This is a genomic window from Jeotgalibacillus proteolyticus (genome assembly GCF_002926065.1).
Classification (GTDB): Bacteria; Bacillota; Bacilli; order Bacillales; family Jeotgalibacillaceae; genus Jeotgalibacillus; species Jeotgalibacillus proteolyticus.
In genome coordinates this window covers 215504-239441 of the sequence record NZ_PREZ01000002.1, presented here as the reverse complement: position 1 = coordinate 239441, position 23938 = coordinate 215504, and the positions used below count along the sequence as shown (strand labels likewise).

The 23938-nt window shown below is 41.7% G+C and carries 28 protein-coding genes and 2 riboswitches; of the genes, 23 read left to right on the top strand and 5 right to left on the bottom strand.

All coding sequences use genetic code 11. From position 1 onward, the window contains the following. Window positions 1-4: 4 nt before the first annotated feature. From comGC to C4B60_RS04850, 5 genes are all read left to right on the top strand, one after another. The gene (comGC, locus tag C4B60_RS04870; protein WP_104056891.1) at window positions 5-340 is read left to right on the top strand and encodes a competence type IV pilus major pilin ComGC; all 336 of its coding nucleotides are present in this window, start codon (window positions 5-7) and stop codon (window positions 338-340) included. Beyond that, entirely contained in the window at window positions 309-776 is a 468-nt protein-coding gene (comGD, locus tag C4B60_RS04865) for a competence type IV pilus minor pilin ComGD (RefSeq protein WP_167578579.1), read from the top strand. The genes comGC and comGD overlap by 32 nt, the downstream gene beginning before the upstream one ends. After that, window positions 760-1077, top strand: a complete 318-nt coding sequence (locus C4B60_RS04860; protein WP_104056889.1) for a hypothetical protein — start codon at window positions 760-762, stop codon at window positions 1075-1077. Before comGD ends, C4B60_RS04860 begins: the two co-directional genes overlap by 17 nt. Next, window positions 1028-1591, top strand: coding sequence for a competence type IV pilus minor pilin ComGF (gene comGF, locus C4B60_RS04855; protein ID WP_104056888.1), 564 nt, complete (start codon window positions 1028-1030; stop codon window positions 1589-1591). Before C4B60_RS04860 ends, comGF begins: the two co-directional genes overlap by 50 nt. A 161-nt stretch (window positions 1592-1752) precedes the next feature. Next, the gene (locus C4B60_RS04850) at window positions 1753-2259 is read left to right on the top strand and encodes a shikimate kinase (protein WP_104056887.1); all 507 of its coding nucleotides are present in this window, start codon (window positions 1753-1755) and stop codon (window positions 2257-2259) included. Here C4B60_RS04850 and C4B60_RS04845 read toward each other — a convergent pair. Beyond that, the gene (locus C4B60_RS04845; RefSeq protein WP_104056886.1) at window positions 2256-3017 is read right to left on the bottom strand and encodes a YqhG family protein; all 762 of its coding nucleotides are present in this window, start codon (window positions 3015-3017) and stop codon (window positions 2256-2258) included. The two genes, C4B60_RS04850 and C4B60_RS04845, sit on opposite strands and share 4 nt — an antisense overlap. Beyond that, a complete protein-coding gene (locus tag C4B60_RS04840) occupies window positions 3017-4651 on the bottom strand; it encodes a DEAD/DEAH box helicase (protein ID WP_104056885.1) in 1635 nt (544 codons plus the stop codon). The genes C4B60_RS04845 and C4B60_RS04840 overlap by 1 nt, the downstream gene beginning before the upstream one ends. Before the next feature lie 211 nt (window positions 4652-4862). After that, window positions 4863-4956: riboswitch (glycine riboswitch) on the top strand. A gap of 3 nt (window positions 4957-4959) precedes the next feature. After that, window positions 4960-5035, top strand: a riboswitch (glycine riboswitch). A 74-nt stretch (window positions 5036-5109) separates the two neighbouring features. Here C4B60_RS04840 and gcvT point away from each other — a divergent pair. Genes gcvT through gcvPB form a run of 3 tightly spaced genes read left to right on the top strand, consistent with a single transcriptional unit; the run spans window position 5110 to window position 9047 of the window. Further along, window positions 5110-6210 carry a glycine cleavage system aminomethyltransferase GcvT gene (gene gcvT, locus C4B60_RS04835; RefSeq protein ID WP_104056884.1) on the top strand — a complete coding sequence of 367 codons (1101 nt, stop codon included), beginning with the start codon at window positions 5110-5112 and terminating at the stop codon, window positions 6208-6210. 25 nt (window positions 6211-6235) lie between these two features. Then, a complete protein-coding gene (gene gcvPA, locus C4B60_RS04830; RefSeq protein ID WP_104056883.1) occupies window positions 6236-7579 on the top strand; it encodes an aminomethyl-transferring glycine dehydrogenase subunit GcvPA in 1344 nt (447 codons plus the stop codon). Further along, window positions 7572-9047: an aminomethyl-transferring glycine dehydrogenase subunit GcvPB gene (gcvPB, locus tag C4B60_RS04825; protein WP_104056882.1), complete on the top strand. Its 1476-nt coding sequence runs from the start codon at window positions 7572-7574 to the stop codon at window positions 9045-9047. Before gcvPA ends, gcvPB begins: the two co-directional genes overlap by 8 nt. A gap of 54 nt (window positions 9048-9101) precedes the next feature. On the opposite strand, the gene C4B60_RS04820 is transcribed toward gcvPB, so the two are convergent. After that, entirely contained in the window at window positions 9102-9482 is a 381-nt protein-coding gene (locus C4B60_RS04820) for a rhodanese-like domain-containing protein (protein ID WP_104056881.1), read from the bottom strand. Between the two features lie 150 nt (window positions 9483-9632). On the opposite strand from C4B60_RS04820, the gene C4B60_RS04815 reads away from it, so the two are divergent. The 3 genes from C4B60_RS04815 (at window position 9633) to C4B60_RS04805 (ending at window position 14505) form a co-directional block, all read left to right on the top strand. Continuing rightward, window positions 9633-10469 (top strand): lipoate--protein ligase family protein, encoded by an 837-nt coding sequence (locus C4B60_RS04815; RefSeq protein WP_104056880.1) that lies wholly within the window; start codon window positions 9633-9635, stop codon window positions 10467-10469. A gap of 347 nt (window positions 10470-10816) precedes the next feature. Then, window positions 10817-13360, top strand: a complete 2544-nt coding sequence (locus C4B60_RS04810) for a vitamin B12-dependent ribonucleotide reductase (RefSeq protein ID WP_104056879.1) — start codon at window positions 10817-10819, stop codon at window positions 13358-13360. Window positions 13361-13617: 257 nt separating this feature from the next. Beyond that, entirely contained in the window at window positions 13618-14505 is an 888-nt protein-coding gene (locus tag C4B60_RS04805; protein ID WP_104056878.1) for a patatin-like phospholipase family protein, read from the top strand. On the opposite strand, the gene C4B60_RS04800 is transcribed toward C4B60_RS04805, so the two are convergent. After that, window positions 14497-14883 carry an SA1362 family protein gene (locus C4B60_RS04800; RefSeq protein ID WP_104056877.1) on the bottom strand — a complete coding sequence of 129 codons (387 nt, stop codon included), beginning with the start codon at window positions 14881-14883 and terminating at the stop codon, window positions 14497-14499. The two genes, C4B60_RS04805 and C4B60_RS04800, sit on opposite strands and share 9 nt — an antisense overlap. Before the next feature lie 39 nt (window positions 14884-14922). Then, entirely contained in the window at window positions 14923-15870 is a 948-nt protein-coding gene (locus C4B60_RS04795) for a DUF1385 domain-containing protein (protein WP_104056876.1), read from the bottom strand. Window positions 15871-16028: 158 nt separating this feature from the next. On the opposite strand from C4B60_RS04795, the gene C4B60_RS04790 reads away from it, so the two are divergent. The 12 genes from C4B60_RS04790 to C4B60_RS04735 all read left to right on the top strand — a co-directional run bounded on the left by C4B60_RS04790 (window position 16029) and on the right by C4B60_RS04735 (window position 23724). After that, a complete protein-coding gene (locus C4B60_RS04790) occupies window positions 16029-16514 on the top strand; it encodes a YqhR family membrane protein (protein ID WP_104056875.1) in 486 nt (161 codons plus the stop codon). A 65-nt stretch (window positions 16515-16579) separates the two neighbouring features. Beyond that, window positions 16580-17029, top strand: coding sequence for a type II 3-dehydroquinate dehydratase (gene aroQ / locus C4B60_RS04785; RefSeq protein ID WP_104056874.1), 450 nt, complete (start codon window positions 16580-16582; stop codon window positions 17027-17029). Then, a complete protein-coding gene (locus C4B60_RS04780; RefSeq protein ID WP_104056873.1) occupies window positions 17026-18087 on the top strand; it encodes a M24 family metallopeptidase in 1062 nt (353 codons plus the stop codon). Before aroQ ends, C4B60_RS04780 begins: the two co-directional genes overlap by 4 nt. 24 nt (window positions 18088-18111) lie before the next feature. Continuing rightward, entirely contained in the window at window positions 18112-18669 is a 558-nt protein-coding gene (gene efp / locus C4B60_RS04775; RefSeq protein ID WP_104056872.1) for an elongation factor P, read from the top strand. 112 nt (window positions 18670-18781) lie between these two features. Next, window positions 18782-19693 carry a stage III sporulation protein AA gene (gene spoIIIAA / locus C4B60_RS04770; protein WP_167578578.1) on the top strand — a complete coding sequence of 304 codons (912 nt, stop codon included), beginning with the start codon at window positions 18782-18784 and terminating at the stop codon, window positions 19691-19693. Next, complete coding sequence (locus C4B60_RS04765) at window positions 19690-20208, top strand: stage III sporulation protein AB (RefSeq protein ID WP_104056870.1); 519 nt, start codon at window positions 19690-19692, stop codon at window positions 20206-20208. The genes spoIIIAA and C4B60_RS04765 overlap by 4 nt, the downstream gene beginning before the upstream one ends. Window positions 20209-20225: 17 nt before the next feature. Then, a complete protein-coding gene (gene spoIIIAC, locus C4B60_RS04760; protein WP_104056869.1) occupies window positions 20226-20432 on the top strand; it encodes a stage III sporulation protein AC in 207 nt (68 codons plus the stop codon). Between the two features lie 10 nt (window positions 20433-20442). Beyond that, window positions 20443-20841, top strand: coding sequence for a stage III sporulation AC/AD family protein (locus C4B60_RS04755; RefSeq protein ID WP_104056868.1), 399 nt, complete (start codon window positions 20443-20445; stop codon window positions 20839-20841). 16 nt (window positions 20842-20857) lie between these two features. Further along, window positions 20858-21985 (top strand): stage III sporulation protein AE, encoded by a 1128-nt coding sequence (gene spoIIIAE / locus C4B60_RS04750; protein ID WP_167578577.1) that lies wholly within the window; start codon window positions 20858-20860, stop codon window positions 21983-21985. 25 nt (window positions 21986-22010) lie between these two features. Beyond that, window positions 22011-22544, top strand: coding sequence for a stage III sporulation protein AF (locus C4B60_RS04745; RefSeq protein ID WP_104056866.1), 534 nt, complete (start codon window positions 22011-22013; stop codon window positions 22542-22544). A gap of 4 nt (window positions 22545-22548) precedes the next feature. Next, on the top strand, window positions 22549-23166 hold the full coding sequence (locus C4B60_RS04740) for a hypothetical protein (RefSeq protein WP_104056865.1): 618 nt from the start codon (window positions 22549-22551) through the stop codon (window positions 23164-23166). 3 nt (window positions 23167-23169) lie between these two features. After that, window positions 23170-23724: a SpoIIIAH-like family protein gene (locus C4B60_RS04735; protein WP_245153872.1), complete on the top strand. Its 555-nt coding sequence runs from the start codon at window positions 23170-23172 to the stop codon at window positions 23722-23724. Window positions 23725-23938: the final 214 nt, after the last annotated feature.

Below are 23938 nucleotides of genomic sequence, written 5' to 3'. Positions count from 1 at the left end.
GAAAATGAAAAAAATAATTGTGAAATATTTAAAAAATAACCGTGCGTTTACCCTAATCGAAATGATCATCGTTTTACTCGTAATTTCTATCCTGCTGGTTATAAGCCTGCCAAATATTTCTTCGCAAAGCAGTTCCATCAACAGCAAGGGCTGCCAGGCATTTCAGCAGATGGTACAGGCCCAGGTGGAATCGTATCGAATGACACATAATCAGCTCCCTTCTTCAATTGAAGAATTACAAAATAAAGGATACCTAAGAGATGACGAAAACACCTGTCCTGATGGCAGAACGCTTTCAATTCAACAGAATGGGGAAGTTAGAATCGTTGAATCTTCTTAATACAAAAGGATTTACCCTGATAGAATTAATGGTGGTTCTTTTAATGGTTAGTATTATCCTGTCAATTTCAACTGCATTCGTATTTCGTACGTATGAGCTTGAAGAGGAGATCAGATTCAAAAATCAGATTGTAAAAGACCTCTATAATGCCCAGCTTGTTGCGATTACAGGCAAAGAACCCGTAAGACTCCACTTTTATCCCCGTTCTGGGAACTATTATATTTTCACCGGCAGCGGATCAGGTGAAAAGCTCCTTGTCAAAAGAGATTTTCCCCAAACAGTCGAAATGCTTGAATCGAGCACATTAACCTCATTTTGGTTTCTACCCTCAGGCAGCACTAATACCTTTGGAGTTATGCGGTTTAAAATAAAAAATGCCAGCTTTGCAATTCATTATTATCTTGGCAAGGGGCGGTTTTATGTTGTTGAAGAGTAAAGGAGGGTTTGCTGCATTTGAAGCAATAGCAGCTTTAGCGTGTATCTTGTTTTTATGCAGCATAATCATTCCTGCAGCAGCCACTATGACACTCAAAGTCGAGGAAGCAAACAAAAGAGCGGCCTCCTGGGTGGTATTATATGAGCAGCTTCAGCGTATAAAAGTGACTGGACAAGTCCAGCAGAAGATCGTTAAAGAAGGAACCACTTATCAAATCAGCTGGGAAAAAGGGGAAAGGATCTGTGTAAGCTATGAAATTCGTCCCTCAGCCATTGCACAAACCTGTTTGCAAAATGAGTAATGGCTTTACTTTAATCGAAGTAATGATTTGTTTAGCAGCTTTAACAATTATAGCAGCGTTAATGCCGCTAATATTTACCTCCCTTTTTAAAATGAATGAGAATTTGGAGTACTCAATTCACGAAGAGTGGGATTTATTTTCAATTCAATTTCGTAATGAGGTTAAATTGCACCAAACACTTCGTGTCGAGCCGCAAAGACTGACATTGACCAGTCCGGAAGGAAACCTCATTGTATTTTCCTTATATGGAAGTCTGCTTAGACGCCAGGTGAACGGGGCTGGGCATGAAATTTATTTAACCTCCTTGAAAACCGCCCATTTTACAATCAGCGATCAGATTATTTTGCTGGAGGTGGAATTTTTAAATGGAAAAAAAAGAATCGGTCAATTTACGGCTTCTTCTGGCTTCTCAGCAGGGCAGTATAATGCTTCCTGTTATATTGGTATTTTCAGTGCTTCTATTTATGGCGCTCACGCTGACCTCTGCAAGCCAGAACCATATTCATCACTATGAGAAAATAAAATCTTATTACGAAAAGGAAGCTATGGTTGAATTTGAGGCGATAAACGCGCTATCATCAAATGAACATAGCAATACGCCATAAGAGGGTTCGAACGTAAGAGTGATGAGATACAGATAAAATTTCAATGCTTTAACAAAGGAGAAGGTTCAAGTTGAAGGAAAATGGGCATGTTTTTTTAATTGGTTTTATGGGCGCCGGAAAATCTACGATCGGGCGCTTGTTGGCAGATAGACTGCGTAAAGATTTTATCGATGTGGATGCTCTTATTGTGCAAAAAGAAAATAAGAGCATATCAGATATTTTTTCCGAACATGGGGAAGCTTTTTTCAGAGAAAAGGAAGCTGCCTACCTGAAAAAAATTTCCGGCGGCAGCATCATCGCAACAGGCGGTGGAATTCTCTACTTTTCTGAAACACTCGAATGGATGAAGCAAAACGGAACCATCGTTTATTTACAGGCTCCCTTCTCTATTCTTTATGAACGCATTTTTCAGGATAGCAACCGTCCGCTGGCAATGACTAAGTCTGAAGCTTCGCTAAAGGAGCTCTATAGCAAAAGGCATGATGTTTATTCGTCGGCAGCAGATTTAATTGTGCCAACAGATTGTAGAGTAGAAGAGTCAGTCGACCTTATAATAGAGCGGCTTCAAAAAGATTAGCTTTCCGTTGAATAAATAATGCCTCCAACGGGATAATCCAATCTGATTTTTTCTTCATATAAACCGCTTAATTGATCGTGCTCTCTTTTATCAGCCTTTTCACTAAGGCTTTGGATAAGTGTATTCAGTTTTTCTTTTCTCCCGCTCATTTGGGACAGTTCATTTTTGAAGAGTTCTTTTCCAAGTGCATCTATTTCACTTAAGGTCTTCTGTATAGCTCTCTCATATTGAATAACAGGCGTTATCGTCACATGCCGGTCAGGAAGACTGCCTTTCAGTGAATGATAATCAAACAAATTTTCACCTGTTTTTATTCTGCCTGTTGTAAGTGACAAAGCAGCCTCACGCCAATAAGACGGGCCGCCAGGAGGATCTATAGCCAACACCCCCTGGATAACCATCCATGGATAAAGAGGTGCGTAATGGGAGGAAGCCAGACCGGCCGTTTCGTAGGCTTTAAACCATCTAGTTTCCTTATGAGCTGCATCAATCAGCTGCTTAAAGGTTGGATGAAGGGATGTAGCCACCACTGCATGAGCGGGAAGGGGGTCGGTCTGATCTTTTACGAGTGTGATCGTCATTGGCTCTCCGGTCTGGTTGGTTGCATCCCGGTAATGCCAGTAAAAAGGGCGGTTCATAAACTTTCGATCAAGCTCTTCAGTTAGATGTACGATCGATTGAGAGGCTCCTTTTGTAATCTCCACTCCCTTATAAGTGAGGTAGTCATGTACAAGATCCCAATGAACGGCTTTTCCCATTATGCTTCCTCCTCTAATGAAGACAGTTCGTAAAAATGCTCAAGCTGATTTAATTTCAAACGCATTTCTTGTTCTGATCGGGAATGCAAAAATGCATCCTCTAAATACTTATTCAATTCTTTAGCAGTGGTGGAAGAAAGAAGATCATCATGCTCACCGATAATATATTTAAAAAGTGAGACCTTTTCTTGAAGCACATGCCAAATCCGCTCTTCAATGGTATTGCGATTTAAAAGGTAAAATATTTTTACGTCATCATTTTGGCCAATTCTGTGGATCCTGCCAATTCGCTGCTCAAGCTTCATCGGATTCCATGGAATGTCAGCATGAATCATATAACGGCAAAATTGAAGATTTAATCCTTCCGAGCCTGCTTCTGTAGCAATTAAGACCTGTGCTTTATCTCTGAATAAATCAGTCATCCACTGTTTCTTTCCTTTTTTAAAGCCGCCTCGAAACGGCACAGAAGAAATATTGTTCTGTTTTAAAAACCAGCTTAAGTATAGCTGGGTCGCCCGATACTGAGTAAACACAATGACTTTTTCGTCGGTGTTTTTAATAAAAGACAAAATTCTTTCTGCCTTTGCTGTAATTAATTGATCCGGGTTCACGTCCAGGTTAACACCAAGTCTGCTGCTTATTTCTTTGTTTGCGTCTCTGTTCAGTGCCTTAAGCAGAGCAATAATAGAGCTGCAGCTTTGCTTTAGTAATGTAATATGGGAAAAAGCATGCATATTGATTTCCTTCTGCTCGTGATAAAAATTTTCCACAGCGTGATAAAGATCTTTTTCATATGGCAGTTGATCAATCCACTCCACGTGAATCTCTCTTTTAGTCCACTCAATAGTTGTTTCCTTGCGTCTGGTGCGGATCATAAATTCATTCAGCTTGTTTTTTATCGCTTCTTTTTTAGTGTCATCCTTTGATGCCTCTCTAAATTCAGCAAGGGAGCCTAATAGTCCAGGACGAAGTAGAGTTGACAAAAAGTACAAATCCTCAGACTTGTTTTGAATTGGGGTAGCAGTTAAAAATAAGCAGTAGCTTTTAGATAATGATTGGATAAATTGATAATTTAATGTTTTTGGATTTGTCAGCTTATGAGCTTCGTCGACAATTACCATGTCATAATGATTTTTTTCGATTTGCTCTCTAAGAGGCGGACGTTTTAGTAAATCAATGGTAGCAATCGTAATCGGCGCTTCCCGCCATTCTTTTTTTCCTTTATGGACAATACTGCTCAACCCGAAGTGATGGCCCAGCTCACTTTGCCACTGACCGCCAAGCGATGCTGGAACAAGGATTAACACAGATTTTACATGGCCCCTTGTAATATACTCTTTTAAAATAAGTCCAGCCTCAATTGTTTTCCCGAGTCCTACCTCATCAGCAAGCAGTGCCCGGCCGCCCATTTCAAAAATAACTTTTTTTGCAGCATCAAGCTGGTGTGGATGCGGCGTTAAGTGCTCAAGCTCATGCAGACAGCTTAAGGATTGGGCATCATATAGGCACTCTTCTTTTCTTGCCTGAATAGAGTGTAATAATAGCGATGGATGAACAGGGGGCTTTGGGGATTCAAGCCATGAAAGAAAAGAGCTTGCCCAGCCAGGTTCCTGAAAATGAAGTGAATGATTCATTTGACTCAAACCTTTCGATTGTAAAAGTTATAGGTGAAATTGAAAAACACGAATCTTTTAAATTCTGAATAAAAAAACATTGCCCAAAAAACTATAATAATGATAGGATAAAGGGGATTCATAAGATAAATTAAAATAAAATCCGAACATTACTTAACAAAAGTTGCTTGTTGTTCATAGTATGCCCAATAGCTAGTTTAAATATGAGCGAATGAAGGCAGGGGGAGAGATCCTTTTTATAAGAGGACGCCGAAGGAGCAAGCATTTTATGTGAATCTCTCAGGCAAAAAGACTCTTGCTGGACGCGACTCTGGAGAGCGTTTCTTAATTGAAACCACCAAAGAGGACAGCCAATACGGTAAACTTTCAGGTGCAAGGACAGGGATCCCATTTTATAAGGGGGCTCTCTGTCCTTTTTTGTATGCTGGAGCAACAAACATAATGGAAGGGGATATCACGTGACTGCTTCATTGAAAAAAACACCATTATTTGAGCTTTACAGAGACTACGGAGGAAAGACGATTGATTTTGGAGGCTGGGCATTGCCCGTTCAATTTTCAAGTATTAAAGAGGAGCATCAAGCCGTTCGAACAAAAGCAGGTCTTTTTGATGTTTCGCATATGGGCGAAGTGGATGTGAGAGGAAAGAATAGCCTTGCTTACCTTCAGAAGATGATGACAAATGATATTTCCAAATTGAAAGATAACGAAGCCCTTTATACCGCTATGTGCTATGAGAACGGCGGAACTGTAGATGATCTTCTTGTTTACCGCCTGGAGGAGAACCATTACCTGCTTGTAATAAATGCTTCTAATATTGATAAGGATGTAGCGTGGCTGCTTGACCATGCAATAGAAGATGTTCAGGTAACAAATATTTCTCCTAAAATAGCGCAGCTTGCCATACAGGGACCAAGCGCTGAAAAAATTCTCCAATCGCTAACAGAAACAGATTTATCTCAAATTAAATTTTTTCACTTTTTAAATGATGTTCGAATTAATAAAGTATCAGCACTTGTTTCCCGCACAGGATATACAGGAGAAGATGGCTTTGAAATTTATTGTCAGGCAGACCATGCACAACAGGTATGGAAGGAGCTATTAGACGCAGGTAGAGAAGATGGACTTGTTCCATGTGGACTTGGTGCCAGAGATACGCTGCGCTTTGAAGCAAAGCTTGCTCTTTACGGACAGGAGCTTTCTTCTGAAATTACGCCCATTGAAGCAGGAATAGGGTTTGCAGTTAAGCCTCAAAAAGAAACGGCTTTTATCGGGCAGGAGATTTTAAAAGATCAAAAACAAAATGGCGCTCCAAGGAAGCTTGTTGGGATTGAAATGATTGACAGAGGGATCCCGCGCAATGGCTATCCTGTATTTAAAGGAGAAGAAGAAATCGGTTTTGTGACAACTGGAACCCAGTCGCCTACTTTAAAGAAAAATGTCGGCTATGTTTTGATCAGGAAAGAGCATGCCGTTATAGGGGAAGAAGTCCAGGTTGAAATAAGAGGGAAAAAAGTAAAGGCTGAAATTGTAAAATCACCATTTTATAAACGTAAGTAAACGGCAAAAGAAGGAGGATGAAATCATGAAACACCGTTATTTACCAATGACCGAGCAGGATAAAAAAGAAATGCTTGAAGCAATCGGCGTAAAACAGATCGATGAGCTATTTTCAGATATCCCGGAAAAAGTGCGTTTTCAGGGAGAGCTTGCAATAAAAGAAGCAAAGTCTGAGACTGCACTTACGAGAGAATTAATGCGAATGGCAGGGAAAAATGCTGATACTAAGCAATATATTTCCTTTTTAGGTGCCGGAGTTTATGACCATTATTCCCCAACTATTGTTGATCACGTGATTTCCCGTTCTGAATTTTACACAGCCTATACACCATACCAACCCGAAATATCCCAGGGAGAACTCCAGGCTATATTTGAATTTCAGACGATGATCTGTGAACTTACAGGTATGGACGTTGCCAATTCTTCAATGTATGACGGCGGAACGTCTTTTGCTGAAGCAGCTATGCTTTCAGCAGGGCAGACGAGACGTAAAAAGGTGGTTGTTTCAGAGGCTGTAAACCCTGAAGCAAGAGCAGTGCTTGAAGCCTATGCAAAAGGTCAGTATATTGAAGTTGTCACAGCTCCTCAGAAAAATGGAGTTACTGATATGGAAGCTTTAAAAGCGCTTGTAACTGATGAAGCTGCGGCTGTAATGGTGCAATACCCTAATTTCTTTGGACAAATTGAGCGCCTGGATGAAATTGAGGAGCTTGCTCACAGTGTGAAATCAATGTTTGTCGTTTCGTCCAATCCGCTGGCCTTAGGTGCTTTAACTCCTCCTGGCCAGTTTGGTGCGGATATAGTGGTTGGAGACGCTCAGCCTTTTGGTATTCCGCAGGCATTTGGCGGTCCTCACTGTGGATATTTTGCTGTGACGAAAAAACTCATGAGAAAAGTACCTGGCAGACTTGTTGGAGAAACGACTGATGATGAGGGACAGCGCGGATATGTTCTGACATTGCAGGCAAGAGAGCAGCATATAAGACGGGATAAAGCGACTTCCAATATTTGTTCTAATCAGGCGCTGAATGCACTTGCGGCATCTGTAGCCATGACTGCACTGGGCAAAAAAGGGATTCAAGATATTGCCGGCCAGAACTTTAAAAAAGCACATTATGCAAAACAGCAGCTTAAGTCTGCAGGTATTGAAATGGTTGAGGAAGGCTTTACGTTTAACGAGTTTGTTGTTAAATTAAACCGCTCTGTTAAAGAAGTGAATGAAGCTCTGCTGCAAAAGGGCTTTATTGGCGGCTATGATCTTGGCCGTGAGTTTGAGAGCAGACAAAATCAAATGCTGATCGCGGTCACAGAACAGCGAACCAAAGAAGATATTGATACCTTTGTAGAGGAGCTGAAACAATATGCATAAGAAGGATCAGCCATTAATATTTGAACTGTCAAAAGAAGGCCGTACAGGATACAGCCTGCCTGAACTTGACGTGCCGGAAGTAGATCTTGAGTCTCTTGCTCCACAGGGTTTTATACGAAAACAAGCCCCTGAATTGCCGGAGGTTGCAGAGCTCGATATTATGCGTCACTATACGGCCCTTTCAAAGCGGAATCATGGAGTAGATTCAGGTTTTTATCCACTCGGTTCCTGTACGATGAAATATAACCCAAAGGTTAATGAAGCAGTAGCGAGATACAACGGTTTTGCTCACGTGCATCCTCTTCAGGAAGCTTCATCTGTTCAAGGGGCTATGGAGTTAATGTATGACCTTCAGGAGCATCTGATTGAAATTACAGGCATGGATGAAGTAACGCTTCAGCCGGCAGCCGGAGCACACGGGGAATGGACAGGACTAATGATGATTCGTGCTTTCCATGAAGCAAATGGCGACGTTAAGCGGACTAAGGTTATTGTCCCTGACTCAGCTCACGGTACGAATCCCGCATCAGCAACTGTAGCAGGCTTTGAAACCATTACTGTTAAATCCGATGACCAGGGCTTAGTGGATCTAGAAGATCTGAAGCGGGTAGTAGGAGAGGACACGGCTGCTTTAATGCTGACCAATCCGAATACGCTTGGGCTATTTGAAGAGAATATTCTTGAAATGGCAGCGATTATTCATGAAGCCGGAGGAAAGCTGTATTATGATGGCGCAAATCTAAACGCTGTTTTATCAAAAGCGCGTCCGGGTGATATGGGCTTTGATGTCGTCCATTTAAATCTTCATAAAACGTTTACCGGCCCTCATGGAGGAGGCGGCCCGGGCTCCGGACCTGTGGGTGTAAAAAAAGATTTAATCCCGTATTTGCCAAAGCCTCTTTTAGTAAAAAAAGGGGATCAGTATGAATTTGATTATAATCGTCCTGAGTCCATCGGACGTGTGAAGCCTTTCTATGGAAACTTTGGAATAAATGTCCGTGCGTATACGTATATCCGGACGATGGGTCCTGACGGACTAAAGGCAGTAAGTGAATATGCAGTGTTAAATGCGAACTACATGATGAGAAGACTTGCACCTTATTATGATCTTCCATTTGACCGTCACTGTAAGCACGAATTTGTTCTTAGCGGCAAACGCCAGAAGAAGTTAGGCGTTCGAACACTGGATATTGCAAAGCGTCTGCTCGACTTTGGCTATCATCCGCCAACCATCTACTTCCCGCTGAATGTGGAGGAGTGTATGATGATTGAGCCGACAGAAACAGAATCAAAAGAAACTCTTGATTCGTTTATTGAGGCCATGATTCAAATTGCAAAAGAAGTGGAGGAAACGCCTGAAACGGTTCAGGAAGCTCCGCATACAACGATCATTGGGCGTCTGGATGAAACAAAAGCTGCCAGAAAGCCTGTATTGCGCTATGAGAAAAAGGAAGCAGTCGAGGTATAAAAAAAAGATCCAAAGAATTTATTCTTTGGATCTTTTTTTATGCGGTTAAACCGATTATTTCTTTTTCACACGGCCTGTCCATTTCTTAAAGCCGCCTTTAAGCTGATAAAGATCTTGAACGCCTTTTTTGTGAAGAAATTGAGCTGCACGGCCGCTTCTCATGCCGTTTTGGCAATAAAGGTATACAGGCTTGTCAGGGCGGATTTCTCCCATTCTCATTTTTAGCTGGGACAAAGGGATATTTCGTGCGCCGAGAATATGTCCACCTTCAAACTCACGCTGCTCCCGAATATCGATCAGCTGAGCTTTACGGTAGCCGCTTTTAAATTCTTCCTCTGTTAACGTCTTCAAAATTCGCTTCTGGCGAAAGTATGTGTAAGTTGAATAAAGAATAATTGCAACTAATACACCAAGTAAAATGTAAAGTGATTCCAAAACGTTGACCCCTTTCTTTTTTTAACACTATTCTTTATTATAGGGGTGATTTGGCAGAAGTTCAAAGAAATTATTGTGAAACTTATTCTTTGAAAAAGTGAATGCTTCTGTTAGACTAAAGAGCGACTTTAAAAAAAGGAAATGATCGCCGTGGATAAAGAGATTTGGAGATTTATTGATTCAGGAAATGCCTCCCCCGCCTATAATATGGCGTTGGACGAAGCCTTGCTTGACTGGCACAGTGAAGGAAAAATTCCTCCGACAATCCGTTTTTACGGCTGGGATCCAGCAACACTTTCAATCGGTTATTTCCAAAAGGTTGAAAAAGAAATAAATATGGAAAAGGTAAAAGAGCTTGGACTTGGTTTTGTCCGGCGTCCCACTGGAGGACGTGGAGTTTTGCATGATCAGGAGTTAACTTACAGTGTAATTGTCACAGAGAATCATCCCAAAATGCCTGCCTCCGTTACGGAAGCATACAGAGTAATCTCAGAAGGAATCCTAAATGGCTTCCAGCTGCTTGGCATGGACGCTTATTTTGCTGTGCCAAAAACAGAAGAAGAACGAAATGATCTTAAAAATCCTCGCAGCTCGGTTTGCTTTGATGCACCGTCATGGTATGAACTAGTAGTAGAAGGTAAAAAAATTGCAGGCAGCGCCCAGACGAGGCAAAAGGGCGTTATTTTACAGCATGGTTCAATCCTTCTTGATATTGATGAAGAGAAGCTGTTCAGTTTGTTTCATTATCCAAGCGAGAGAGTAAAAGATCGAATGAAGAATGCATTTAAGCAAAAAGCAGTCGCTATTAATAAAATGGCAGCCCGGCCGATTACATTGGATCAGGCTAAAAAAGCATTTTTAAAAGGATTTGAAGAGGGACTTGAAATTAAGCTTGTACCATACAAGCTTACTGCGGAAGAACAGGCATACGTGGAAGAGATTATGGATAACCGATACAGCAATGACGAATGGAATTTTAAACGATAAATGAATCTTAGGATTCTCCATAAAAAATCGAGTGATAAGCGGGCCGCTTGCTCGTTTTTTTATTTTTATAAGGGTATAGCTAAAACAGGTTTAGTGTCGTTCCGTTACTGATCCTGTCGAAAATTGCAAATGGCAAATCCATTCAAATTTCCTTGAAAATCAAATGAAATTTAAAGATTACGCCACATTTTAACTGGTATTCATCCATTTACCTGTTTGACACGACTTTCTTGTTGACGAAAAAATCTATATATAGTATGAGTTTAAAAACATCGAGTACTATATGTTGTGTTTTGATAAAAAAAAGAGTACACTACAGAAAAGATTAAATGGAAGGGGATAAAACAATGACCTCACTCTCAACTCAACATCAAACACTCAATATAAGCCAATTAAATGAAGATATTTCAAAATTCGACCCGGTTCATCCTATTTCACCGGACATGAAACTGACCCATAAAGGAGTTTCACGACTCGTTATGCTCGACCGCTATGCATTTAAGGATACGGAGAAGAAAACGCTGCGGACAGGTGATTTCGTTGTGCTTACGATTCGTGAGGATCCAAAATTTCCAGCGAGAGGTTTAGGATACATACAAAGTATTAATGCAGAGAAAAGAGAAGCGCATGTGCTGATTGAGGAGGAATTCAGAAACTCACTCGACACACCTAAAGAAATCGAAACCGGAATTGTTCAGCGGTCATTGGATGTAATTGAAAAACCGCTTGAGGTGTTTTATGAGCAAATTGCTCTCAGAAATGCAACTGGGCTCGCTTCTGTCGAAAAAACAGAGGAAGACCGGAAAAAGTGGACACAAAAGTTTTATGAGGAGCTTTCAAGCCTTCATTTTGTGCCTGCCGGACGTGTGCTTTACGGTGCAGGCGCAAAAACAGATGTAACCTTTTTCAACTGTTATGTTATGCCGTTTGTAAAAGACTCCCGCGAAGGCATTTCCGACCACAGAAAACAGGTGATGGAGATTATGAGCCGAGGTGGAGGCGTTGGAACGAACGGTTCTACCCTGCGTCCAAGAAACACACTGGCACGCGGAGTAAACGGCAAATCTTCCGGTTCAGTTTCATGGCTTGATGATATCGCTAAACTGACTCACCTGGTGGAACAGGGCGGATCCCGCAGAGGAGCCCAAATGATTATGCTTTCTGACTGGCATCCCGATATTGTTGAATTTATTATCTCAAAGATGCAAAATCCTCGTATTCTTCGCTTTTTGCTGGATACCACGGAGGATGAATTCATTAAGAAAATTGCACATGAGAAATTAAAGTTCACTCCGCTGACCGAGCAGGAGGCGGGGATGTATCAAAGCATTGTAAATTATAAAGAGATCCCTGGATATGGCGGCTTTAATGAGCAAATTATTGAAGATGCAGAGGAGAAATTAAACACTGGCGGCACTTATTCCGTTCATAATCCGGAATTTCTGACCGGTGCAAATATCTCGATCTGTCTTACTGATGACTTTATGAAGGCTGTTGAAGAGGACGGCGAGTATAAGCTTCGCTTCCCGGACGTTGAGTCCTATTCCCATGACCAAATGGAAGCCTACAATAACAATTGGCACGAAGTGGGCGATGTACGTGAATGGGAGAAACAGGGCAATGCGGTGCGTACGTATCGGACCATTAAAGCAAAAGAGCTGTGGAACCTGGTAAATATCTGTGCTACTTATTCGGCGGAGCCAGGAATTTTCTTTATCGATAATGCGAATGACATGACCAATGCTAAAGCTTATGGCCAGCAAGTAGTCGCAACAAACCCATGCGGCGAGCAGCCTCTTGCTCCTTATTCAGTCTGTAATCTGGCAGCAGTTAATCTCGCTGAATTCGCTGATAAAGAAAACAAAACGGTTCAATTCGATAAGCTGAAAAAGACAGTGGAAATCGGTGTAAGAATGCAGGACAATGTTATTGACGCCACCCCTTATTTCCTTGAAGATAATCAAAAGCAGGCGCTTGGTGAACGAAGAGTCGGCTTAGGTGTAATGGGGCTTGCAGATCTATTAATTTACTGTGAAAAAGAATACGGATCTGCTGAAGGCAACGAACTCGTCGATAAGATTTTTGAAACGATTGCGACTACAGCCTATAGAACTTCCATTGAGCTCTCCAAAGAAAGAGGCTCATTCCCATTCCTCGAAGGACAGACAGAGGAAGAGACCTTAAGACTTCGTAAGGCTTTTACAGAAACAGGCTTTATGAAAAAAATGCCTGAGGATATTAAAGAAGGAATTCTTTCAAGCGGTATCAGAAACTCTCACCTTCTCACGGTTGCTCCTACAGGAAGCACCGGAACAATGGTTGGCGTATCAACCGGGCTTGAGCCTTACTTCTCCTTCACGTATTACAGAAGCGGACGATTAGGTAAATTCATTGAAGTGAAGGCGGATATAGTAAAAGAATATCTTGACCGGAATCATAAGACGGATGAAACAGATCTTCCGGAATTCTTCGTAACCGCTATGGAGCTTGCTCCAGAGGCGCATGCAGATACACAATGTGTAATCCAGCGCTGGATTGACAGCTCTATCTCCAAAACAGTTAACGCCCCTAAAGGCTATGCTGTGGAACAAGTGGAAAGTGTTTATGAAAGACTATATAAAGGCGGAGCAAAAGGAGGAACGGTTTACGTTGACGGCAGCCGTGACTCTCAGGTTCTGACGCTAAAAGCAGAAGAAAACACCATGAATGAAAAAGCAGAAAAACAAACCGTCGTACTCGTGGACACGATCCAGGATTTACGCTCTACAAATGTAACCATTGGATCCGAACTCGGGAACACCTGCCCGGTCTGCCGAAAAGGGACGGTAAAAGAAATTGGCGGATGTAATACGTGTACAAATTGTAATGCTCAGCTAAAATGCGGTTTGTAAAATAGAAGTTAAATAGCAATAAAAGCGCCCCTTAGATAAATTTTCTAAAGGGGTGTTTTTTAGGTCTGAATCAGTTTAAGGAGATCTGAGCTTCTTTTAAGTGGAGCTGCAAATAATCAATTCTATTGAAAACATTTAAACTGAGATAGAATTTCTGTCTTTTATGCTGGCTTAAACTGTTCATAGTTTGTTGAGTATTTTCACTTTTTCATGGTTTCCAATTGTCTTCATATAAATGAAGAAGTGGAGGTGGAAAGATGATTATCGACCTTGTATTTTCAGGCGGAGGAATTAAAGCGGTCGCTTTTATCGGTGTTGTACAGGCGTTGGAGGAAAAAGGGATAAAGGTGCGAAGAATTGCAGGCACAAGTGCCGGTGCACTAATGGGATCCTTGATAGCTGCGGGGTATACTTCTTCTGAAATAAATAGAATGCTGCCTTTCATGTCCCATTTAATTTATAAAGAAAACAGTAAAAAGAACTGGATGCCTTCCTGGATCAGATGGATTCAGCTCTATTGGAAAAAGGGGCTTTACTCAGGGGATGGACTGCTTGAGTGGCTGGAACAAAAGCTAAAGGAAAAAGGGGTTTATGCATTTTCCGATCTGCCATACGGGTCGTTAAAAATGGTGGCATCCGATTTAACGTCGGGGAAGATGATCGTCCTGCCTGATGATGCCATCTATTACGACCGGGACCCCCAGGCAATGAGCGTGGCCGAGGCTGTCAGAATGAGCGCCTCTCTGCCCTTTTTTTATGAGCCTGTAAAATTGAATAAAGGAAAAAACGCTCATATTATTGTTGACGGAGGGGTTCTGAGCAATTTCCCAATTTGGATGTTAGAAGAGTATGGGGGAATAGAGGATGTACCGATTGTAGGGTTCCAGCTGCAGGCTGCAAGTAAAAAAAATCAGAAAAAAAAGATTGAAAATGTTATCGAGCTTTATTCTGCCCTGTTTACAACCATGAAAGAGGCGCATGATGCAAGGCACCTGGAACAAATAAGCAAGAAAAATGTATTGATTATCCCTGTGCCGGATTTATCACCTGTGGATTCCACGCTTACGACAAACGAAATGCACGCCCTTATTCAGTTAGGACGTGCACATACATTGCAATATTTAGATAAACACATATTAAAGTGACATGCGTTTTTTCTTTTTGCCTTTTTTACCTTCAATAACGGTTAGCTTAGGACCGTCAATACGGGCAGCGGAGGATTTCTTTTTTAGTGGGACAGCTTTCTTAGCTGGTTGTTTCCCAGTTTTTTTTATCTTGGAAGCCGATACTGGATTGCCGTATCGTTTTTTTGATTGCTTCGCTGCTCTTTTAAATGCCTGCTGATCCCGCCGTCCGGGCTTTCTGCTTGCCCATAGCCGGTAAAGTAAGTAAATAACACCAATAATGGCTGCAAAGGTTAATACTCTTCGTATAAGACTGGCTGGATCTGTTACAAGGATGTAAATCAGACCAAAAACAGCGAAACCGACCACACTATAAAAAACTGCCATCTTTGCATTCAAACGAGCCACCTCCCGTTAAACAATCCTTTACCTTATATTTTAGACAAGTGCAGCTTTTTTTAAACCAGATTCTGATTCTTTTTCCAGCTCCATCATTCGGTTAAAAGAAGCGATTGCCACTTCAACCTGATCGTTCTTTGGTTCCTTCGTCGTTAAAAGCTGCAGCCATAAGCCAGGGTAACCTAGAAATTTCAAAACCGGAACAGAACGTACTTTGTTTGTTAATTGAAGAACTTCAAAGGAAATGCCAAGAACCACTGGAATTAATGCGATGCGATTCAGGATTCTGGCATATAAAGGATCACTTGGCACTAGTAGATACACAAACATTCCCACAATAACAGTAAATAAAATAAAGCTGGAACCGCAGCGGTAATGAAGCCGTGACTGTGACTGTACGTTTTCCACTGTGAGAGGCAGGCCTTTTTCAAAGGTATTAATTACCTTATGCTCAGCTCCGTGGTATTGAAACACCCTTTTAATCAGCGGGGTGAGGGAAATAAAATAAATGTAGCCTAATAACAGGATAATTTTAAACACACTTTCCAAAAATACCTGACCAATATGGCCTGAAACAACAAATGATAAAGAAGCAGCTAAAAAAACGGGAATTAAGGTAAAGACAAATTTTCCGAATAGAAAGGACAAAACCCCTATAGCAGCGATGCCGAAGATCATTTCAAGCTTAGAGGTTTTTTGCTCCTGCTTTACTTTTTCATCATCTTCAGGCAGGACGTCATAGCGTTCACTCGAAAAATTCAGATGCTGTGTTCCATTCGCACTGGCTTCAATCAGAGCAATAATCCCTCTTAAAAAAGGTATCTTTTTCATTTTTTGAAAAGATTGATTCGTTTTTCTCGGTAAATGAAAATACTCAATGGATTGGTCTTTTCTACGGATGGCTGTCACGGTATGACGGCGTCCGCCAAACATAACACCTTCCATAACAGCCTGCCCGCCGTAAGCGGGTTTTTTCTGATTACTCATCGTTCATACACCAACCTACTCTTAACATTCCTTATGATAAAGGTACCTTTAGTTTACTAAATAAAAGCCTTTTCTACTAGGTTTATGAATTAATTATTGAAAGTTTCGACTAAAAGAAGTAACGGGATGGCCATACTTAAAATAAAAAAGGTGATAACATGTCTACTATTGAAACGCCAACAATTAAACGCACCCCTTTAACGCTTATCATTGGCCTTACAGGGGGAATATTATTCTGCCTGGTATATGAAGCATTTCAATTTTTTAACTTTATCGAGAAAAAAACACTAATGCCTTCCTGGTCTTTTCTTGCCCCATCCTGGCAAAAAGGAATCGTGGCTCACGTTATTTGGTGGGGACTCATTTGTTTGATTTCTGTTATCTGGGCGTTGTTATATCAGCTTATGATTAAAAAATCTGATACAATGTGGCCGGGTATTTTCATTAATATTGTGATTCTTGCAGTGATATTCGGAGTATTCGGATGGTGGCTCGAGATGGGACCTGATATTACAAAGCTTAAGCATCACGCTTCGATATCCATTGCATGCTTATTTATTTTGCATGGTGCCTTTGTTGGCTTATCTATATCATACGACGAGCCGTATGATCCTGAATCAGACAAGGAGACTAAAAGTCAGTAGTGGGAGATTTAACATCCATGTGGTACACTATTTGAGAAAACAAATAGGCAGAGGGTGACATAAAAATGACTTTCTTACTGCTAAATGGTCCAAATCTGAACCGGCTTGGATTAAGGGAGCCTGCTGTATACGGCAGCACCACACTGGATGAGGTAGAACAGAATCTGATCAGTAAAGCCGGGCAGTATGGTCATAAGCTGACAGCAAAACAATCCAATCATGAAGGAGTCTTAATTGATGCACTGCACGAAGCAGCAGAGCTGAATTACAGGGGAGTTCTGTTTAATCCTGGAGCTTATTCTCATACAAGCTACGCGATCAGGGATGCAATAGCTTCAATTGATATTCCGGTCATTGAGGTGCACATTTCCAATATACATGCCAGAGAATCATTCAGACACACTTCTCTTTTGGCTGCTGTAACTTCAGGACAGATCGTTGGATTCGGCGTACTTGGTTATGAGCTTGCATTACAGGCACTGATTGAACTAACAAAGGGGGATAACAAAGAATGAGTAAAGTAGACCAGCTCCGGGAGCAACTGGCAAAACATAATATAGACGGACTTATGATTACAAGTACATATAATAGGAAATACATAACCAATTTCACCGGATCAGCAGGCATTGCTGTGATCTCGCAGGATGAAGCCCTTTTTATCACAGATTTCAGATATACTGAACAGGCGGCTTCTCAGGCTCAAGGGTTCGATATCGTTCAGCATAAAGGTCCGATACATGAAGAAGTGGCCTCTCAGGTGGAAAGGCTTGGCATTAAACGTCTCGGCTTTGAACAGGATCATGTTGTATTCGGCATGTTTAAACAGTATGATCAGGCTGTAAATACTGAATTGGTTCCAGTATCAGGAGTTATTGAAAAATTGCGCTTGATTAAGACAGAATCAGAGATTAAGATATTAAAGGAAGCCGCGGACATAGCCGATGCTGCCTTTAAGCATATCCTTGATTTTATCCAGCCGGGGAAAACCGAGCTTGAGGTTTCAAATGAACTTGAGTTTTTTATGAGAAATGCGGGAGCGCAGTCTTCTTCATTTGATATTATTGTGGCTTCAGGAGAAAGATCAGCACTTCCGCACGGTGTGGCAAGCGGTAAAACGATTCAGACAGGTGATTTCGTAACGATGGATTACGGAGCTCTTCACAAAGGATATGTATCAGATTTAACCAGAACCGTTGCAGTGGGCAGTCCAAGTGACAAACTGAAGGAAATTTATCAGGTTACGCTCGATGCGCAGCTCCTTGCCATGGATAATGTGAGACCTGGTCTTACAGGTAAAGAAGCAGATGCGATCGCGCGCGATTATATTACTTCCAAAGGCTATGGCGACTATTTTGGTCATTCATTGGGCCACGGAATTGGTCTTGAGGTTCACGAAGGACCGGGATTATCTGTGAGATCGGAAGCAAAGCTGCTTGAAAATATGGTTGTAACAGTGGAGCCTGGCATTTATATTCCAGGTCTTGGCGGTGTCCGTATTGAAGATGATACGTTATTGACAGCAAACGGGAATGAAACACTTACCCACTCCACAAAGGAATTAATTATTCTTTAATTTAGCGTACTAGGAGGACAAAAAATGATTTCAGTAAACGATTTTCGTACAGGATTGACGGTAGAAGTAGACGGGGGCATCTGGCGTGTTATGGATTTCCAGCATGTTAAGCCGGGTAAAGGTGCTGCATTTGTCAGATCCAAGCTTCGGAATCTGCGTACGGGAGCAATCCAGGAAAAAACGTTCCGCGCAGGTGAAAAGGTAGCAAAAGCACAAATTGATAATCGCAGAATGCAGTATCTTTATGCTAATGGCGACATGCATGTGTTCATGGACAATGACACCTACGATCAAATTGAGCTGCCGGCTAATCAAATTGAGTATGAATTAAAGTTTCTTAAAGAAAATATGGAAGTACAAATTATGATGTACCATACAGAAACACTGGGTGTAGAGCTTCCAAACACAGTTGAATTAAAGGTGACTGAAACTGAACCGGGCATTAAAGGAGATACCACAAGCGGCGGATCAAAACCTGCGACGGTCGAGACCGGGCTGACGGTAAACGTTCCTTTCTTTATTAATGAAGGCGATATTCTTGTTATTAATACAACTGATTCAAGCTATGTTTCAAGAGCTTAACTGAACGAAAAGCTGCAGGGAATTTTCCCTGCAGCTTTTTTTTATGTCATAAAACATCCCTGCAATCAATAGGATAAACCACAATGATGAATAAGCAAGGGTGATGAACAGAATGCATAATATCCTTCTTCTTCTGCCAGAGCAGCTTCAGGACAAGCTGATTGAATGCTGTTCTGCTTCACTCGAGGGCGTGGAAGAAATAAGAATCCGATTAGGGCGGCCGGTAGAAATTGAGATGCAGAAAACAACACAGGAACTCGATTATGTCCCGACTAACTATGACCGTCAGTATGTAGCAGAAAAAATCTCACAGCATTCGTTTTATTCTCTTGAGGAAGAAATAAAAAAAGGATATGTCACAATCGATGGAGGACACAGGGTAGGGATTGCCGGAAAAGTAACGCTAGAGGATGGAAGAGTTAAGGCAGTTCAAACGATTTCCTCCTTTGCTATACGAAAAGCATCTGAACAAATAGGATGCGCGGATTTGTTTATGAACCATCTATGGGACCCTGTACAAAATAGATGGCATCACTGCATGCTCGTGGGTCCCCCTAAAAGCGGAAAAACTACACTGCTTAGAGATATTGCACGTCATATTTCAGTTAAACATTCCGGGACGGAAGAAAGATCAAAAAAAGTCTCGATTGTAGATGAGCGCTCAGAAATTGCTGCATGTCATCAGGGAGTTCCACAGTTGACTTTCGGCACAAAGGTTGATGTGCTTGATCGCTGTCCAAAGCTTGAGGGAATGAATATGATGATTCGTTCCATGAGTCCCGAGGTGCTGGTGGTGGACGAAATTGGGCATGAAAAGGATATCGAAGCGATTATTGATGCCATGTATACAGGCGTAACGATGGTCGTAACCGCTCACGGCTCCACTTGGAAAGAGCTCCGGAGCCGCCCGTATATGGACAGGCTGCTGGACAGTGAAATGAATTATTTTATTCACTGCTCATCGGATGGATACACATTATATAAAGGAGACACTTTGGTGGAAGTGTCTAAAAGAGTTTCATGAGTTTCCATTGGATTGGAGCCCTGCTAATTGTATTAGGCTCGGGAATGGAAGGCTTCAGGAGGGCTTATCTTCTTCAAAAGCGCCAGCTGCTCCTGATTGAATTCGCACAATCCTTTACCTGGATGCAAAATGAAATCGTTAAACGGCAAACACCCATTATTGATATTATTCACGCACAAATAAAAAGAAAGGGGGATACAGGCCATTTATATTCCTTATTTCTTGAGAATCTGACCGTTAACCAGGCTTTGCTTGGAGAGGCATGGAAGCAGTCAACGGAGCAATATGGGAAAAAAACGTCTGTTTTATTCAAAGAAGATCTTGAATGGATCAGCAGAGCAGGCGAAGCTATCCAGGCTTACGACAGGCAGTCAATTGACCGGGAGCTGTCATTTATTATTGAGATTTTACGCAGCCGTCATCAGGAGGCGAGAAATCGGGCAGTTCAATTCGGAAAGGTTTACAAGACGCTCGGGGTAATGGGCGGGGTGCTGGTTGTACTGCTTCTCAGTTAAAGATAGGAGCGATAAACGTGGCAATGGATATTGATACTTTATTTAAAATAGCAGGAGTAGGGCTGATTGTTGCGCTTCTATATACCGTATTGGATCAGGTGGGAAAGAAAGATTATGCCCAGTGGCTTGCGTTCTTTGGGTTTTTATATGTCTTATTCATCGTACTGCAGGCTTTAGATACATTCTTTACGACTATCCGATCTGTATTTATGTTTTACGAGTAGAGGCTAAAAAATGGAGGAACTGTTTAGAACAATTGGAATCTGTTTTTTAGCCGGTTTTATGTCTCTCATGCTTAAGGAGAAAGCCCCGACCATTTCCATGCTTTTATCGATATGTGCTGCTGCTTTTCTTTTAACGCAATTATTTTTTTCGATCCAGCTCGTTCTCGCTATGGTCCAGCGCTTCACCTCGTTTCTGCCTCAAATGGATCTGTATGTAGGAACGCTGTTGAAGGTATTAGTTATTGCGTTTATTTCAGAGACAAGCTCGCATCTTTTAAAAGGGGCAAATCAGCAGATGCTTGCTACCGTGGTGGAATGGTCAGGTAAAATTTTTATTTTAATGATTGCTCTGCCTATTTTTTATGAACTGCTTCAGCGGATGCTGACACTTTTGCCAGGTACCCATTGAGAGGATGAACAGCAAAGTGAGCCCTCAAACTACACTTCAGGATACACAGGAATCAATCACAAACGAAGTCGTCAATGAACAACTATCCGGACAAGAACATGAAGCCTGGCTTGGGTTTTGGGACCAGCTGACTGGAGTATACGGGGAGTATTTGCCCAGGCTTTCAAAGCAGGATCTGCTGGAGCTGCTTTTAAATCCCCAGGATTCAGTTATGGGCTGGTTCTCAGGTATTATCCGCTTTATTTTTCACGAGGTGGCAGAGCATGCCCATATTATCATTTGGCTGCTTTTACTGCTTGTGATCGGGTCAATTCTTCAGACGCTGCAGCACTCCTTTTCTTCTAGCGGAGTAGCTGCTGTCAGTTCTGTTGCCATGACCGGATTACTGTTAATGGTTGTCATTGAAAGTGTTCAGACCTGTGCGGGATATGTTATCCAGACCATTGATTTAATGGCTGATTTTATGTATGCGATGCTTCCTCTCTATATGGCAATGCTGACGATTTCAGGAAGTATTACGACAGTAGCTGTCTCCCACCCGATCTTACTGTTTATTGTCCAGTTCAGTCATTATCTCATGCAGCATTTTTTAGTCCCGCTTTTTATATTATCTATTTTACTTGATATCGTAGACACCATTTCTATTTCATTTCGTACATCGAAAATGGCTGCCTTATGCCGGCAGGTAGGAATTTGGCTTCTAGGTGTGGTGGTAATGGTCTATATTTCGATCTTTTCCGTTCAGGGCGTCACCACTTCAGTCACTGACGGAATCGGTGCTAAGACCGTTAAAACGATCGCCGGTCAATTCATTCCCTTTATCGGAAAGGTTGTAGCCGATACGACCGATCTTCTTTTAGCTTCATCTGTGCTTGCAAAAAATGCAGTCGGTTTAGCCGGTGCTCTCATTCTTGCTGTGATGGTATTGTTTCCAGCTCTGAAAATTTTAGTTGTTGCTTTTATGTATCGCATTTGTGCAGTTGTAATGGAGCCGCTTGGCCACCCGGGAATGGTGCAGGCGGTGGATGCCGTTAGTAAGGGTTTGTTTCATCTATGTGCAGCACTTGTTCTGGTATCCATTATGTTTTTGCTCGGGATTGTCGTTTTACTGGTTGTCAGCAATATTCCGTTAATGATCCGATGAGCCTTGCTGCTTAGGAGTGAGTGAGATGAATGAGGTATATCAATGGGTAATCAATTTGCTTGTTTTAGTCGTACTGATGGCTTTATCCGATCTTTTAGTTCCCTCACAGGCATGGCGTCCGTTTATCCGGCTTGCACTTGGAGGGCTGCTGCTTCTTTTGCTTTTAGAGCCCTTATTTTATTTTTTTCAAAATGAAGAGAAAGTATTGCAGCTCCCATTTTCACAGCTCGAACAAAGTGTTTATGAAGAACAGCAGCAAAATCAACGCTTAATTCAAGACATGAATGACAAACACCAGTCATACATATGGAATGAGGTATCAGACAAGCTTGCCAGACAGGCAGATCCGATCGTTCAGGAAAAGTTCAATGTGAAACTCGGAAATGTGGTTGTTTGGCCTCATGACTCCTCAATTGAAGAGTTCAGGGGTGAGGTGGAGGTTGAATTAATAGGACTTACTGAGCTTTCATCGGATGTAGAAGAGCAGCTGCTTCTGCTGCTGGCCACTGAATGGGGAGTGCCTTCAGAAGCGATAAAGATTACAAGAGTAGGGGAGTGACATCGTGGAAGAAAAGAAGGGATGGGACAAGCTGAAGGATTGGGCTTCTTCTTCGAGAGATCCAACGCCTAATAGAAAAATTCAGCTAATTCTTGTTTTAATCGTAGCAGGCGCATTGATGATGATTCTTCAGGGAAATAAAACTCCTGATCAGGAATTGCCAACAAAACCGTCAGAAGCAGTTTCTCAAGCAGCCGTGTCACCAGACCAGAGCATCCGGCAAATGGAAAAGGAAATGGAAAAGCAGCTAGAGGACATTTTAAAGAAAGCGCTAGGAACCAATGACGTAAATGTCATGATTAATTTAGCAACAAGTGAACGGAAGGTTTATGAAAAAAATGAAACCCTGCAGCAGGACCAGTCAGCTGATCAGCGGGACAATGAGCAGTCCACAATGGACAGGCGATCTTCCTCCCGTCAGCTCGTTTTAGGCAACCAGGCTCAAAGCGGAGATCCAATTTTAAGTTATGTTGAAAAGCCAACTGTTCTGGGAGTCATGGTGGTGGCAGAAGGAGCAGATCATATAAAGGTGAAAAAATGGATAACAGATTCTGTTGCTCGTGTATTGGATGTTTCCACTCATCGTGTGGCAGTCATTTCTACAAAACAGAAGGAGTCGTGACGAATGATGCTTAAAAAACAAACGGTGTGGCTTTTGACAATGGTAAGCTTAGTAGTGGTATTATCCGTGTATTATGTAACATCCCCAAGAGACCAGGCTTCACCGATACTTCCTGACCAGACCACAGATATGGTTTTAGGGGAAGACGGGGAAGAATGGGTGTTGGAGGATGAAGTAGATGTTTCCGCTGATGCAGTAGAAGATGAAATGTTCGATGTGCTTCGAATGGAAATGCAGGATGCACGCAATGCGCTTCGTGATCAGCTGGAAACAAAAGTAGCTTCAAACGAATTCTCTTCTGCAGAGAAAAATGAAGCATATACAGAAATGGATGAGCTGATTAAACTTGAGTCAAAAGAAGCGATGATTGAGACAATGATTAAAGGATTAGGTTATGAAGATGCTCTTGTAAGATCAGAGGAAGACCGTGTTATTATTTCAGTAAAATCTGCAGACAACAGCCATTCACGGGAGGCTGCAAATGAATTAATTCAGCTTGGAAGAAAAGAGCTTGGAGAATCCAAATACGTTTATGTTGAATTTCAACCGAACGAATAAACCTGTTTAAAAAGCTAGCGCAAGTCCGGCTGGCTTTTTTGCGTTTATTCAGGATGTATGAATTAATTCAGTTCACTTTTATCACAAAAATTAAAATATAAGCATTCAATTTGGCTAATTTTGTTATTTGCATGACTGCAGAGGATTTAAAACCGCACTTCTGATTGTGTGGTACAATACCTTTGTAATCGGTTCCTTTTTTAAATGTTGAATT